Here is a 14,015-nt window from a genome sequence, read left to right on the forward strand (position 1 = left end):
TTTTTATTGTTAGAGCTTCAGATGATCTAACCTACATGCTCTAATGTTCTGATATGAGGTTTACTTTACCCGCTCTAAAACAAAATTGTTCAGTTCTGTAACGTTTTTGATGACATGAACGGCTTTACTTTGAGAGTACCCTTCGAGGCGATACATAAAGTCATCATTCCAGAATGCGGGGCATTGCTGAAGAACTTTGTAGCTTTGTAACGTTCCTTTCAGTACCGAACTACCATCAGGCCAACCTTCAGGTTTTATGAATAGTCCTTTAAGGAGACGTTTCGTCACAAACCAATAGCTTACGGAGTATGGTAGATCAATATAAATGAGAGTATCGGCTGCATCTAAACGAGCGTTGAAAGAGCTGATCGGTCCAAGGCCATCTATAATCCAACGATCTGAGCTTAGTATATTGCTATGGGCTTCATCAAAAACGTTACGCTCAACGGGAGCACCGTTTGGTTTATAGACTATTGAATCTAATTGATGAAGAGGAAGACCGGTAGCAGACGCGATTGCTTTACTTACCGTCGATTTTCCACTGCCGGGTTTACCAAAAACTGCTATTTTTTGCATTGTGACCGCCTCCAAGAGAGCTTTTCCCATACGGTAGAGACAGAAAACCCACCGCTATGGGTGGGTTCGATAAATACTGAGCGCATCAAAAAATCCCACCATTCCTATGGAATGATGATAATTCGTTGGTTAAGTTGCGCTAAGTGTGTGTTCATACAATCACCTTCATATAACGACAGTGATTTGTCAATACCATCTGCACAATAAGCGAACGATTTGGAGGGTGGAAGATAAAGCCATCACGATGGATGGCTTTATCTAGGTTGAAAGAGACAGCGATTACTGCTCAACGCTGACTGGCTGTGCTTTAAACTTTTGAATCAGCTTTACGATTAGTGGACTTGCCAATACCAATACAGCTAAAACAGTAAAGGTAAGGGTAATAGGACGCTCCCATAGGAAACTCAGTTCTCCATCTGAAATCATTAATGCGCGGCGTAAGTTCTCTTCCATTAATCCTCCAAGGATGAAGCCCAGCAATAAAGGTGCGAGCGGGAAGTTAGCGAGCCGAAGTGCAATGGCAGCCATAGCCACAATCAGCATCACGAACACATCCATAGTGTTAAAAGAGACCAAATAAACCCCGGTGATTGAGAAGAATAAAATCATCGGTAGAAGCACCGTTCTTGGAACCGCCAAAAGCTTTGAAATGTACGGAATCAATGGTAAGTTCAGGATCACAAGTACGATGTTGCCGAAGTACATGGAAATGATCACTGACCAGAACACATCTGGGTGTTCAACAAATAGGCGAGGGCCAGGTTGAATACCATAAGCGATCAGCGCACCGAGCATTATTGCTGTTGTACCAGAGCCCGGAATACCAAGCGTTAATAGCGGTACAAATGAACCACTAGATGCTGCATTGTTCGCAGACTCTGGCGCAACCAAACCACGGATACTGCCTTTACCGAACTCATCCTTTTTCTCTTTAGGTGCGAGGTTGCGCTCCATACCATAGCTTAAAAAAGCAGCAATGGTTGCCCCTGCGCCAGGAAGAACGCCAGTGAAGAAACCTAATATTGAAGAGCGAATTGAAACAGGCGCAACATCTTTGATTTCTTCCTTGGTCACTTTCATTGAGCCAATGTTGCTCAGCTTTTCTTGTTCTTCATTGCTGGTGTCTTTTGATGGTTTAAGGATGCCCATCAGTGTCTCACCCAGTGCGAATGTCGCCATTGCAAGCAACAAGAAGCTAAAGCCATCCATTAAATCCGTTAAACCGAAGGTAAAGCGTTCAACGCCTACGCCTTTATCGATTCCAACTGTAGATAGCATCAAACCAAGAATGGTCATCATCCACGCTTTGATTACCTGACCTTTCCCCGCAAAAGCCGCGACTGCTGATAACCCAAGTAGCATCAACGCAAAATAGTCCGACGATTGGAAGCTAAGGGAGACGCTAGCCAATGCTGGTGCGGCAACAAGCAACATAATGGCAGATAGCGTACCGCCAGTGAAAGACGAATAAGCTGCCAAAGCTAATGCTTTACCTGCCTGGCCTTTTTGAGCCATTGGGTAGCCGTCGAATGCTGTGACCACGGTTGAAGAACAACCCGGCGCGTTAATTAAAATCGACGATGTAGAACCACCAAATACCGCACCGTAATAAACACCCGCCATTAAAATAAGGCCAGAGGAGGGCTCTAGACCATAAGTAATTGGGATCATCAAAGCAATGGCTGAGATCGGCCCAAGTCCAGGTAACATGCCGATAAATGTACCGACGAAGCAACCAACGATCACCATCATAATGTTCATTGGCATTACTGCGGTGGATAAACCTTGTAGAATTCCATCTAACATAATTCAGTCCTTTCTTTGGCTACCAGATGGTGAAAATCAAACCCGGTTCGAGATAGATGTCCAAACCTTGAGTGAGTAATAAGTAGAACGCGATCACGAATGGAAACGACGCGCCAAACAGAACGGGTTTACGTCTTTCCCCGAGCAGATAAAAGCCAGCCAATAAAAACAAGCCAGTAGCTATCACAAAACCTAGATAAGTCAGGCCCACGCCGTAGAGCGCCATTAAAATTAAAAAGGCAATCAGTAACTTCCAATTGAAGGTCAGCACTGCGCCACTTTGTTTATCTGGTTGTCCTGTCACCAGCAATAGCAAAGAAAGGCCGACACCAACGTAAGTCAGGATGGTTGGCAGAGTGCGTGCGGTGAATGGTTCATACTCATCACCTGGAAACAATGGAATCTGCGAGGTTTGATAACCGTAGCAAAGACAGAAGAGTAGAAAGATCATTGCGCCGACGCGGTCACGACAGAGCAAGTACTCTTTGGTGAAAAAGTTGGTTGAACGAGGCATATTCAACTCCTAACAAAAGTAAAAAAGACCGCATATGGACGTCAATGAATAAACTAAACCATTAACAATTAAGCATTTCGCTGCTAGTCGAGCCGCTTTGGGTATATAAACAAAGGAGTGTGCATGCCGATTGTCGACAATGTCCATATGCGGTGAAACTTAGAGTGCAAATACAATGGGGAAATACCAACCTACGTTATTCATTGAGGTTGGTATCTGAGGGACCCCAATTCGACTGTTACTTCAGGAAGCCTAACTCGCGCATTAAGTCACCCATCTGTTGCTCTTGATCTTCAAGAAACGCGAAGAATGCTTTATCCGCTTTATAGTTGTCGATCCAACCATTGCGGTCTCGAACGACTTGCCATTCGTCGGTGTTATACATTTTAGTAAATGCGGCATTCCATTCATCTAGCTTTTCTTGGCTTGTGCCTGGTGCTGCAAAGAATCCACGCCAGTTAGCAAAGACAGTTTCATTACCATATTCGGTGAGAGTTGGAATGTTAGGCGCAGCTTCTAAACGTTTTGGTGCTGTAATCGCTAACACTTTCACTTGCCCAGACTTAGACATTTCGAGTACTTCACCTAGCCCTGTAGAGAGCAGTTGTGTTTCGCCTGAAAGTAGGGCAGCCATGGCTTTTCCACCTGCATCATAGGCAATGTAACGAACTTTGCGCGCATCAAAACCTTCACCTTTGAAAGCTGCTGCTATAACCAAATGATCCATAGAACCACGAGCAGAGCCACCAGCAACCTTCACCTTACGTGGGTTTTCTTTAAAAGCTTTAACGACATCTTCCCAAGAGCTATAAGGAGAATCGGCTGATGTAACAATGGCGCCATAATCGGCAACCGTTGCGGCAACAGGTGTCAAGTCGCGGAAAGATTGTGGGAAGATCCCACTGAGCGAGCGAACGACGATCGGTGTTGAGTTCACCATGAGTGTGTCTTCTTGACGATCAGCCGTTTCAATCAAATGTGCGATTGCTTTGCCACCGCCACCACCAGATAGGTTTTGAAATGATACGGTTTCGACGATGTCTGATTTTATTAATACATCACCAGTACCTCGGGCGGTCATGTCCCAACCGCCACCGGCACCTCCAGGGATAAGAAAGTGCATTTTTTCAATATCTGCAGCAAGAGCGTTGAATGAAAATGAAGCTGCGATGATTGAAGCGGCGAGCGTTGGTTTGAGTACCTTTAACATGTTCACGTTCCTTATGTTAGCGACTCTATTTAGTTGAGCCTTATTGTTTTTGCTCAGTTGTCATGCCTTGTAAGCGTTAAAGCTGAACTTGGTGTAAAGGTTAATTAAGTGTTAAATATCTGTCTGTAAAAGAGATATAAAGAGAATATTGAGCATTTCGGTTATTTTGTTCATAAAGTTCACGGCGAGAAGTTGGTGTTAGGTCACGCGGCTTTACGCTTTGGTAGGCCATAATTAAATGACGGAAAATGAACGAGGAAAAGAGAATGAAAGGGACGTGTTTGTGCGGCGCAATTGAAGTCATCGCTGAGGTTAAAAATGAGGTTAGCCTGTGCCATTGCTCTATGTGTCGAAAATGGTCGAGTGGCGCACTTCATGCGGTGCATTGTGGGCCTAACGTGACGTTTAAGGGGGCCGAGCCAAAGCGTTATCAATCGTCTGACTGGGCGGTGAGAGGTTTTTGTGGCGAATGCGGCACAAACCTTTTCTATCATTTGTTGCCGACAGGTGAGTACATTCTTTCCGCTGGTTTGTTCGATAACCCAGATTTCAAACTCACTTTAGAGATTTTTACCGATGAAAAGCCAGCTTATTATGACCTCAATTCCGCTTCACAAAAGATGACTTCGCAACAAGTCTTTGATCAATTTGTACCTAAAGAATAGTTTTTTATCCGATTATTGTTCGACAGCTGAGCTTTTAGTTTTTAGATCATAAGCTTAAAGGTTTATAAGTTGTCGACAATATGAGTTCCCCATTCTTTATTTCTGCTAAAAATGGCACTTAATAGGCATTTTAGGCCCATTTAAATTACGACCTTAGTCTAAATTGTCGACAATTTACTTGATTGTCGACACTTTGATCGACTACTTTATATTCAGGTTAAGAAATTGTAGACATTTCGATGTCGGTAACAAGAGTATCTGAATATGAACTCTGAGTTGAAAGCTCGTTATAAAGTGCTGGGTTCTGAGAAAGAACACACCAAATCCGAAACGCTGACCGAAACACTCATTGAAGTCATTGTTAATGGCGACGTGAAGCCTGGCCATAAGATATCAGAGCCTGAGCTAGCAAAGAAATATCAAGTCAGTCGTGGGCCTTTGCGTGAAGCATTGATGCGCTTAGAGGGGCTAGGGCTCATCGAGCGAATTCCTCATGTTGGGGCTAGAGTGACCACTTTTTCTCCGGAAAAGCTGATAGAACTTTATGCCGTTCGAGAAGCATTGGAAGGCATGGCGGCAAGGTTAGCTGCGCGACACATTACGCAAGAAGAGCTCTTAAGCTTGGAAATGCTATTGTCGACACATTCCAAGCATATAGACCAAATGGAAGGCGCGTCTTACTTCCATCAACATGGTGACTTTGATTTTCACTATCGCATCATCCAAGCGAGCAGAAACAGTAAGTTAATATCTCTGCTGTGTGATGAACTCTATCACTTATTACGGATGTATCGTTACCAGTCGCCACGTGCGCAATCTCGCCCGAATGAGGCGCTCACCGAACACAAATTCATTTTGGAAGCCATTCGCAATCGCGATGAAGAGCTTGCAGAAATGTTGATGAGAAGACACATATCAGGAAGTCGAAAGCTCATCCAATCTCAAATTATACATACAGAAAGTTTAGACAAAGACTAGAAGGAATTCGTCATGAGCTTAACACCGGGAGCGAAATTCAGACTCGCCATTGAACAAAATAATCCACTACAAATTGTCGGCACTATAAACCCGTATTGCGCCATGATGGCAAAAAACTTGGGTCACCAAGCGATTTACTTGTCTGGTGGCGGTATCGCAAATGCGTCATACGGATTGCCGGATCTCGGTATCACAACATTAAACGACGTTTTGGTTGACGTTGACCGCATCACTAACGCATGTGATTTGCCTCTTTTGGTTGATATCGACACGGGTTTTGGCGGTGCATTTAACATTGCTCGCACGATCAAAGCGATGGAAAAAGCAGGCGCGGCAGCGGTGCACATGGAAGACCAAGTCGCACAGAAACGTTGTGGTCATCGTCCGAACAAAGCAATAGTCAGCCAGCAAGAGATGGTTGATCGCGTAAAAGCCGCGGTTGACGCACGCAATGATGAAAGTTTCGTGGTTATGGCTCGTACAGACGCGCTAGCTGTTGAAGGCATGGACAGCGCAATCGAGCGTGCGATTGCGTGTGTGGAAGCTGGCGCAGACATGATCTTCCCAGAAGCGATGACCAAGCTGGATCAGTACCTTCAGTTCTCAAACGCACTTGAGCAAGCAACTGGAAAGCACGTTCCTATTCTGGCCAACATTACCGAGTTCGGCGCAACGCCACTGTACGGCTGCGATGAGCTTGCAAAAGCGAAAGTCGATATGGTGCTTTACCCATTAAGTGCGTTCCGTGCCATGAACAAAGCTGCTGAAACGGTCTACAAACATTTGCTAGAAGTGGGTAATCAGGAAGCACTGGTTGAATCGATGCAAACACGTAAAGAGTTGTATCAGCACCTGAATTACCACGACTACGAAGACAAACTTGACCAGTTATTCTCTGAAGGGAAATAGCGGGGGAAAAGCAAAAATAGACGGAAGCCCAAGAAAAAGATAATCGGAATTTATCTCATCTAATAACGTGAAATTCGTTTGGCTAAAAACACCCCAGAGAGGGAAAAGTCAGACAGAAAAGGAGTTCAAACAATGTCTCAAACTGCAGAAAAGAAAGCAGAATTAGGTGGCGCAGGCCTTCGTGGTCAAAGCGCAGGAAGCACAGCTTTATGTACTGTCGGAAAAACGGGAACTGGTCTAACTTATCGTGGATACGATATTACTGATCTTGCGAACAACGCACAGTTTGAAGAAGTGGCTCACCTTCTGTTACGCGGTCACTTGCCGAATCAACAAGAACTTGATGCGTACAAGACACATCTACTCAGCCTTAGAGGTTTGCCAGCCGAGCTAAAACAAGCTTTAGAGTTGATTCCTGCAAGCGCACACCCAATGGACGTAATGCGCACGGGTTGTTCTGTATTGGGTAACCTAGAGCAGGAAATGAGCTTCGAGGAGCAACTGAAAGCAACCGAACGTATGCTTGCCTTGTTCCCTGCCATCATCTGTTACTGGTACCGCTTTAGTCATGATGGCGTGCGTATCAACACCGAGGATCAGACTGAAGATTGCATCGGTGGTTACTTCTTACGATTACTTACAGACAAAGCGCCATCTGCGCTGCACAAACAAGTGATGCATTGCTCGCTCATTCTTTATGCTGAACATGAGTTTAATGCTTCTACATTCGCAGCACGCGTTTGTGCATCAACGTTGTCAGACATCCATTCTTGTATCACGGCAGCAATCGGTACGCTTCGTGGACCACTTCACGGCGGTGCGAACGAAGCGGCGATGGAAATGATTGAAGATTGGCAAACGCCCGACGAGGCGGAAGCGAACATCATGAAAATGCTAGCCAATAAAGACAAGATCATGGGCTTCGGTCATGCGATTTATCGTGAAAGTGACCCTCGCAACGCCTTAATAAAACGATGGTCCAAAGAGCTATCGAAACAAGTTGGTGATACACATCTATATGCGGTTTCTGAGCGTGTTGAATCAGTGATGAAGCGAGAGAAAGGTCTGTTCTGTAATGCGGACTTCTTCCATGCATCGGCTTACCACTTCATGGACATTCCAACCAAACTATTTACCCCAATCTTTGTGATGAGTCGTTTAACGGGCTGGGCTGCACACGTTTATGAACAGCGTGCCAATAACCGTATTATTCGCCCAAGTGCCGATTATACGGGCCCAGATCATCAAGAATGGGTGCCTATCGAGAATCGCTAGCGCGAAGGTCAACGAGGGCATTATATGCTTTGGTTGACCACCTCCTTCCTTTGTCATTCTCTCTAACAGAGGAAGGAGATCCTCTCATCACTGTGTTTCTGGAGCAATGGAAAACCTTGATGAAGGCAAGATGTAAAGACTGAATGGAAGCAAACCATGAACACAAATATTAATACCCAATATCGTAAGCCGCTTCCGGGAACTCAACTGGATTATTTTGATGCACGCGAAGCCGTCAATGCCATTTCTCCTGGAGCCTATGAAACACTCCCTTATACCTCTCGCGTGCTAGCTGAGCAGCTGGTCCGCCGCTGTGACCCGAACACATTGACAGATAGCCTGAAACAGTTAATTGAACGCAAACGAGATCTTGATTTTCCTTGGTATCCAGCACGCGTTGTTTGTCATGACATTCTTGGTCAGACCGCTCTAGTCGATTTAGCGGGTCTGCGCGATGCCATTTCAGATCAGGGCGGTGATCCTGCAAAAGTGAACCCAGTGGTTGAGACACAATTGATCGTTGACCACTCTTTAGCGGTTGAACATGCGGGCTTTGACCCTGATGCCTTCGACAAAAACCGCGCGATTGAAGAGCGCCGTAATGAAGACCGATTCCACTTTATCGAGTGGTGTAAAACAGCGTTTGAAAACGTCAGCGTGATTCCGGCTGGGAATGGCATCATGCACCAAATCAACTTGGAAAAAATGTCTCCTGTGGTACAAGCAAAGCAGGGCATTGCCTACCCAGACACCTGTGTGGGTACGGACAGTCACACGCCTCACGTAGACGCTCTTGGTGTTATTGCGATAGGTGTCGGTGGTCTGGAAGCAGAAACCGTCATGCTTGGCCGACCATCAATGATGCGTCTACCAGATATTGTCGGTGTCAAACTGACGGGTAAACGTCAACCGGGCATTACCGCAACGGATATTGTCCTTGCGATTACTGAGTTTCTGCGTAATGAGCGTGTGGTATCTTCATATCTTGAATTCTTCGGAGAAGGCGCACGTGATCTAACGATCGGAGACCGCGCAACGATTTCAAACATGACACCAGAATACGGCGCAACAGCTGGCATGTTTTATATTGATGAGCAGACCATCAATTACTTGAAACTAACTGGTCGAGATGAAGAACAAGTTGCTTTAGTAGAAAATTACGCAAAACAAACCGGTCTTTGGGCAGACGATCTTGATAGCGCCGTTTACGAGCGCGTACTTGAGTTCGATTTATCATCAGTTAGCCGTAACTTGGCTGGTCCGTCAAACCCTCATCGTCGTTTACCAACTTCTGAGTTGGCACAGCGCGGCATTTCTGGAGCGTGGGAAGAGAAAGAAGGCGAGTTGCCAGATGGTGCAGTGATCATCGCTGCTATTACCTCATGTACGAATACTAGTAACCCAAGAAACGTGGTTGCTGCTGGTCTTGTGGCGAAGAAAGCCAACGAACTTGGTCTTGTACGTAAACCTTGGGTGAAATCGTCTTTTGCTCCGGGTTCTAAAGTTGCACGCTTGTATCTGGAAGAAGCGGGCTTATTACCAGAGCTAGAGAAGCTTGGCTTTGGCATTGTTGGTTACGCATGTACAACTTGTAACGGTATGAGTGGTGCGCTGGATCCAAAAATCCAACAAGAGATCATCGACCGTGATTTATATGCGACAGCGGTGCTTTCTGGTAACCGTAACTTTGATGGTCGAATCCATCCGTACGCCAAACAAGCTTTTTTGGCTTCACCACCATTGGTTGTCGCTTATGCGCTGGCCGGTACGATTCGTTTTGGTATCGAGCGCGATGCACTGGGCACTGACCAACATGGCAAACCAATTTACTTAAATGATTTGTGGCCAAGCGATGAAGAGATCGATGCAGTTGTCGGTACTCATGTTAAACCTGAGCAGTTTAAGCAAGTTTACATTCAGATGTTTAAGCTGAATGATCAAGAGCAAAATCCCAACCCGCTGTACGACTGGCGTCCGATGAGTACCTATATCCGCCGACCACCGTACTGGGAAGGTGCGCTAGCGGGAGAAAGAACATTGTCTGGCATGCGTCCATTGGCGATTCTGGGCGACAACATCACCACTGATCACTTATCACCATCCAACGCGATTCTCGCAAGCAGCGCAGCAGGTGAATACTTAGCGAAAATGGGTGTGCCAGAAGAAGATTTCAACTCTTACGCGACTCACCGTGGTGACCACTTAACGGCGCAACGCGCGACCTTCGCTAACCCAAAGTTGTTCAATGAAATGGTGAAGGAAAACGGCGAAGTCGTGCAGGGATCTCTGGCGCGTGTAGAGCCAGAAGGGCAGGTGGTTCGTATGTGGGAAGCGATTGAAACCTACATGAATCGTAAACAACCATTGATCGTGGTGGCTGGCGCGGATTACGGTCAGGGGTCATCCCGTGACTGGGCAGCAAAAGGCGTTCGACTGGCAGGCGTAGAAGCCATTGTTGCTGAAGGCTTTGAGCGTATTCACCGTACTAACTTGGTTGGCATGGGCGTACTACCACTGCAATTTAAGTCGGGCGTTAACCGCAATACGCTAGAGCTGGATGGTACGGAACTTTACGACGTGGTTGGAGAAATCAAGCCGGGCGCTGATTTAGCGCTGGTTATCACACGCAGCAACGGCGATAAAGTCGATGTTCCGGTTACTTGTCGCTTAGATACCGCTGACGAAGTTCACGTGTACAACGCAGGCGGTGTTCTGCAGCGTTTCGCGCAAGATTTCTTGGCACAATAAGGAGTGCGTATGTCAAATAATACTCCGAATCAAACAAGCCAAATAAAAGTGCCCGCGACGTACATGCGTGGCGGCACGAGTAAAGGTGTCTTTTTCAACCTAGAGGATTTGCCTCAAGAAGCGCAAGTGGCTGGAGCCGCACGTGACAAACTGTTGCTACGCGTTATTGGCAGCCCTGATCCTTACGCGAAGCAAATTGATGGCATGGGGGGCGCGACGTCAAGCACCAGTAAAACAGTGATTGTTTCGCGCAGCAGCAGAGCCGATCACGATGTTGACTACTTATTTGGTCAAGTGTCGATCGACAAACCATTCGTCGATTGGAGCGGTAACTGCGGCAACTTGTCTGCCGCTGTCGGTCCTTTCGCCATTCATGCTGGTCTGATCCCACAAGATCGCATTCCAGAAAATGGCATTGTGACGGTGCGTGTTTGGCAGGTGAACATCAGCAAAACCATCTTGATTCACGTGCCAATCGTCAATGGTTTCGTTCAAGAAACCGGCGAATTTGAGCTCGATGGCGTGACGTTTCCGGCCGCCGAGATTCAAGTCGATTTCGTTGACCCTTCTGATGGCGAAGGAAGTATGTTCCCTACGGGTAACTTAGTTGATGATTTAGTGGTGCCGGATGTGGGTACGTTCAACGCGACCTTTATTAACGCGGGCATACCAACCATTTTTATTGATGCTGAATCGATTGGATATCAGGGCACCGAGCTGCAAGACGATATCAACAACGATGACACAGCATTAGCAATGTTCGAATCCATCCGTGCATATGGCGCGTTAAAAATGGGCCTGATTTCTGATTTAGAAGAAGCTCAAACACGCCAACATACGCCGAAAATAGCGTTTGTTTCTAAACCGAAAAGTTACCTGTCTTCAAGTGGTAAAGCCGTTAATGAGTCGGATATTGATGTGCTCGTTCGCGCGCTGTCGATGGGCAAGCTACATCATGCAATGATGGGAACAGCAGCCGTTGCTATTGCTTCTGCTGCGTGTGTGCCCGGAACGTTAGTGAATTTAGCCGCTGGTGGCGGTGAAAAAGAGTCCGTGACTTTTGGCCACCCGTCAGGAACGTTAAAAGTTGGGGCACAAGCGAAGCAAACTGAGCAGGGCTGGGTGGTGCAAAAAGCCATTATGAGCCGAAGTGCGAGAATACTGATGGAGGGATTTGTGCGTGTACCCTTCTATGTCTTCGATTAAAAGAGACGATCTTTGGATTAAAAGAGCGATCTTTGAGTAGAACGAGAGCAATGTCAGGACATACTGGAGGAAGCAATATGTCTTCATACGAAAAAGAATACTTATGGGCGAAGAATGAACCGGAGAGTTTTTGGCGCGCTCAAGCGGAGAATATCGATTGGTTTGAATCTCCTAAAACTATCTTGAAATCTGATGAAAACGGCATAGAACGTTGGTTTCCAGATGGTGTAATGAATACGTGCTGGTTAGCATTAGATTACCATTGCGAGCAAGGACGCGGTGATAATACTGCACTCATTTATGACTCGCCAGTGACAGGTCGTAAAGCCACGTACACCTATAGCGACCTACGTGACCAAGTAGCAAAAATTGCTGGCATGCTGTCTGCTCAAGGTGTTGAAAAAGGCGACCGAGTCGTTATTTATATGCCGATGATCCCAGAAGCCGCAATGGCGATGCTTGCCTGCGCGCGTTTGGGGGCGATTCATTCCGTAGTATTCGGCGGTTTTGCTCCTAATGAGCTTGCTGTACGAATTGAAGATGCAGAGCCGAAAGTGATCATGACGGCGTCGTGCGGGATTGAGATCAACAAAGTCATTCCATACAAACCAATGGTAGACAAAGCCATTATGGACAGCCGTTGGAAGCCTGAGAAAGTGTTTGTTTTCCAACGTCCAGAGTGCGACGCTGAGCTAAACCAAGATAGAGACTTAGATTGGCAGCGAGAGTACAACCAAGCGCTGCCACATGGTTGTGTTCCGGTGTTAGCAACCGATCCGCTCTACATACTTTATACATCGGGTACGACAGGTAAGCCGAAAGGCGTTGTGCGTGATAACGGTGGTCATGCTGTCGCGATGAAGTACTCCATGAGCGCAATCTATAACATTCCTCAAGATGGCGTCTTTTGGGCGGCATCTGATGTGGGCTGGGTAGTAGGGCACTCTTACATTGTTTACGCTCCACTGATTCACGGTTGCACTACTATCCTATTCGAAGGCAAGCCTGTTCGAACACCGGATCCTGGGGCATTTTGGCGAGTGTGTGATGAATATAAAGTAGATGCGTTGTTCTCTGCACCAACGGCGTTTCGTGCGATTAAGAAAGAGGACCCGGAAGGTGAGCACTTAAAACAGTACGACTTGTCGAATCTGAAAACCATCTTTATGGCGGGAGAACGCCTCGACCCTCCGACACTGGAGTGGGTTCAGAGCAAAGCGGACAAGCCCGTTATTGACCACTGGTGGCAAACCGAGACGGGCTGGGCCATCGCGGGCAACCCGACAGGTGTCGAAATGATGCCAGTTAAAGCTGGTTCTTCGACGAAGCCCATTCCGGGTTATCAGGTCGAAATTCTGAATGAACTTGGAGAGGCTGTCGGGCCTAACCAACAAGGCTTTGTCGCATTAAAACGTCCGCTACCACCAAGTTGTCTGCCAACGGTTTGGCGTAATCATGACCGTTTTGAAACTGGTTATCTTAGCCAGTTACCAGGCTACTACGTGTCAGGTGATGGTGGCTATCTGGATGAAGACGGTTACCTGTTTATTATGGGACGTATTGATGACGTGATTAATGTCGCGGGACACCGATTGTCGACAGGTGAAATGGAAGAAATAGTAGGAGGCCACCCAGCGATTGCAGAATGTGCGGTGGTTGGTATCCACGATGATCTAAAAGGTCAGCTTCCACTTGGCTTTGTGGTACTAAAAGACGGCGTCAAAGTGGATGAGCTAGACCTTGAAGGTGAGCTTGTGGGCAAAGTGCGTAGTGAGATAGGTGCAGTTGCTTGCTTCAAGCATGCGTTGGTTGTAGACCGTTTACCGAAAACACGTTCAGGTAAAATTTTGCGCCGAACTATACGTCAAATAGCTGATGGTGAAAAATACACCGTTCCGTCAACGATTGATGACCCAAGTAGCTTGAACGAAATTGAGCGAGTGCTACGACGCTGAGAAAAACTCAATTCTAACTAACCCCTGATCCTCGAACTCTGTTGGTTGGTTCTGCCTCTGTACGTTTATTAAGTGCAGGGGCCTTTTTGTTGTTCAAACAGTACAAACGTATCGTGAAAGCATTTGTGACTTGCCAATACGACGTTTTCCTCACAAACTACAGCCATTCCATT

General features: G+C 46.6%; 11 protein-coding genes. 7 read left to right on the top strand and 4 right to left on the bottom strand.

The window, feature by feature from the left end; translation table 11 throughout:
- Positions 1 to 60: 60 nt before the first annotated feature.
- From R7R24_RS20885 to R7R24_RS20900, 4 genes are all read right to left on the bottom strand, one after another.
- The gene (locus R7R24_RS20885; protein ID WP_005377268.1) at positions 61 to 576 is read right to left on the bottom strand and encodes a hypothetical protein; all 516 of its coding nucleotides are present in this window, start codon (positions 574 to 576) and stop codon (positions 61 to 63) included.
- Between the two features lie 279 nt (positions 577 to 855).
- Positions 856 to 2,382, bottom strand: a complete 1,527-nt coding sequence (locus R7R24_RS20890; RefSeq protein WP_005377271.1) for a tripartite tricarboxylate transporter permease — start codon at positions 2,380 to 2,382, stop codon at positions 856 to 858.
- 19 nt (positions 2,383 to 2,401) lie between these two features.
- The gene (locus R7R24_RS20895; protein ID WP_005377273.1) at positions 2,402 to 2,896 is read right to left on the bottom strand and encodes a tripartite tricarboxylate transporter TctB family protein; all 495 of its coding nucleotides are present in this window, start codon (positions 2,894 to 2,896) and stop codon (positions 2,402 to 2,404) included.
- 238 nt (positions 2,897 to 3,134) lie between these two features.
- Positions 3,135 to 4,106 carry a tripartite tricarboxylate transporter substrate binding protein gene (locus R7R24_RS20900; RefSeq protein WP_005388181.1) on the bottom strand — a complete coding sequence of 324 codons (972 nt, stop codon included), beginning with the start codon at positions 4,104 to 4,106 and terminating at the stop codon, positions 3,135 to 3,137.
- A 266-nt stretch (positions 4,107 to 4,372) separates the two neighbouring features.
- Between R7R24_RS20900 and R7R24_RS20905 the strand changes: the two genes are divergently transcribed.
- The 7 genes from R7R24_RS20905 to R7R24_RS20935 all read left to right on the top strand — a co-directional run bounded on the left by R7R24_RS20905 (position 4,373) and on the right by R7R24_RS20935 (position 13,842).
- On the top strand, positions 4,373 to 4,771 hold the full coding sequence (locus R7R24_RS20905; protein ID WP_005377278.1) for a GFA family protein: 399 nt from the start codon (positions 4,373 to 4,375) through the stop codon (positions 4,769 to 4,771).
- 264 nt (positions 4,772 to 5,035) lie between these two features.
- Positions 5,036 to 5,749 (top strand): GntR family transcriptional regulator, encoded by a 714-nt coding sequence (locus R7R24_RS20910; RefSeq protein ID WP_005377279.1) that lies wholly within the window; start codon positions 5,036 to 5,038, stop codon positions 5,747 to 5,749.
- A gap of 12 nt (positions 5,750 to 5,761) precedes the next feature.
- Positions 5,762 to 6,658, top strand: coding sequence for a methylisocitrate lyase (gene prpB, locus R7R24_RS20915; RefSeq protein ID WP_054579504.1), 897 nt, complete (start codon positions 5,762 to 5,764; stop codon positions 6,656 to 6,658).
- A 132-nt stretch (positions 6,659 to 6,790) separates the two neighbouring features.
- Positions 6,791 to 7,933 carry a 2-methylcitrate synthase gene (prpC, locus tag R7R24_RS20920; protein WP_005377283.1) on the top strand — a complete coding sequence of 381 codons (1,143 nt, stop codon included), beginning with the start codon at positions 6,791 to 6,793 and terminating at the stop codon, positions 7,931 to 7,933.
- A gap of 156 nt (positions 7,934 to 8,089) precedes the next feature.
- On the top strand, positions 8,090 to 10,681 hold the full coding sequence (gene acnD / locus R7R24_RS20925) for a Fe/S-dependent 2-methylisocitrate dehydratase AcnD (RefSeq protein WP_191116240.1): 2,592 nt from the start codon (positions 8,090 to 8,092) through the stop codon (positions 10,679 to 10,681).
- A 9-nt stretch (positions 10,682 to 10,690) separates the two neighbouring features.
- A complete protein-coding gene (gene prpF / locus R7R24_RS20930; protein ID WP_005377286.1) occupies positions 10,691 to 11,887 on the top strand; it encodes a 2-methylaconitate cis-trans isomerase PrpF in 1,197 nt (398 codons plus the stop codon).
- 77 nt (positions 11,888 to 11,964) lie between these two features.
- On the top strand, positions 11,965 to 13,842 hold the full coding sequence (locus R7R24_RS20935) for a propionyl-CoA synthetase (RefSeq protein WP_054579506.1): 1,878 nt from the start codon (positions 11,965 to 11,967) through the stop codon (positions 13,840 to 13,842).
- Positions 13,843 to 14,015 lie beyond the last annotated feature (173 nt).

It is taken from the genome of Vibrio sp. 704, from assembly GCF_033339295.1.

Bases quoted from the DNA above. Each gene is read 5' to 3' on its own strand.
- prpB (WP_054579504.1), top strand. From the start codon at position 5,762: ATGAGCTTAACACCGGGAGCGAAATTCAGACTCGCCATTGAACAAAAT.
- R7R24_RS20905 (WP_005377278.1), top strand. From the start codon at position 4,373: ATGAAAGGGACGTGTTTGTGCGGCGCAATTGAAGTCATCGCTGAGGTT.
- R7R24_RS20895 (WP_005377273.1), bottom strand. From the start codon at position 2,896: ATGCCTCGTTCAACCAACTTTTTCACCAAAGAGTACTTGCTCTGTCGT.
- R7R24_RS20900 (WP_005388181.1), bottom strand. From the start codon at position 4,106: ATGTTAAAGGTACTCAAACCAACGCTCGCCGCTTCAATCATCGCAGCT.
- R7R24_RS20910 (WP_005377279.1), top strand. From the start codon at position 5,036: ATGAACTCTGAGTTGAAAGCTCGTTATAAAGTGCTGGGTTCTGAGAAA.
- R7R24_RS20890 (WP_005377271.1), bottom strand. From the start codon at position 2,382: ATGTTAGATGGAATTCTACAAGGTTTATCCACCGCAGTAATGCCAATG.
- R7R24_RS20885 (WP_005377268.1), bottom strand. From the start codon at position 576: ATGCAAAAAATAGCAGTTTTTGGTAAACCCGGCAGTGGAAAATCGACG.
- prpC (WP_005377283.1), top strand. From the start codon at position 6,791: ATGTCTCAAACTGCAGAAAAGAAAGCAGAATTAGGTGGCGCAGGCCTT.
- acnD (WP_191116240.1), top strand. From the start codon at position 8,090: ATGAACACAAATATTAATACCCAATATCGTAAGCCGCTTCCGGGAACT.
- R7R24_RS20935 (WP_054579506.1), top strand. From the start codon at position 11,965: ATGTCTTCATACGAAAAAGAATACTTATGGGCGAAGAATGAACCGGAG.
- prpF (WP_005377286.1), top strand. From the start codon at position 10,691: ATGTCAAATAATACTCCGAATCAAACAAGCCAAATAAAAGTGCCCGCG.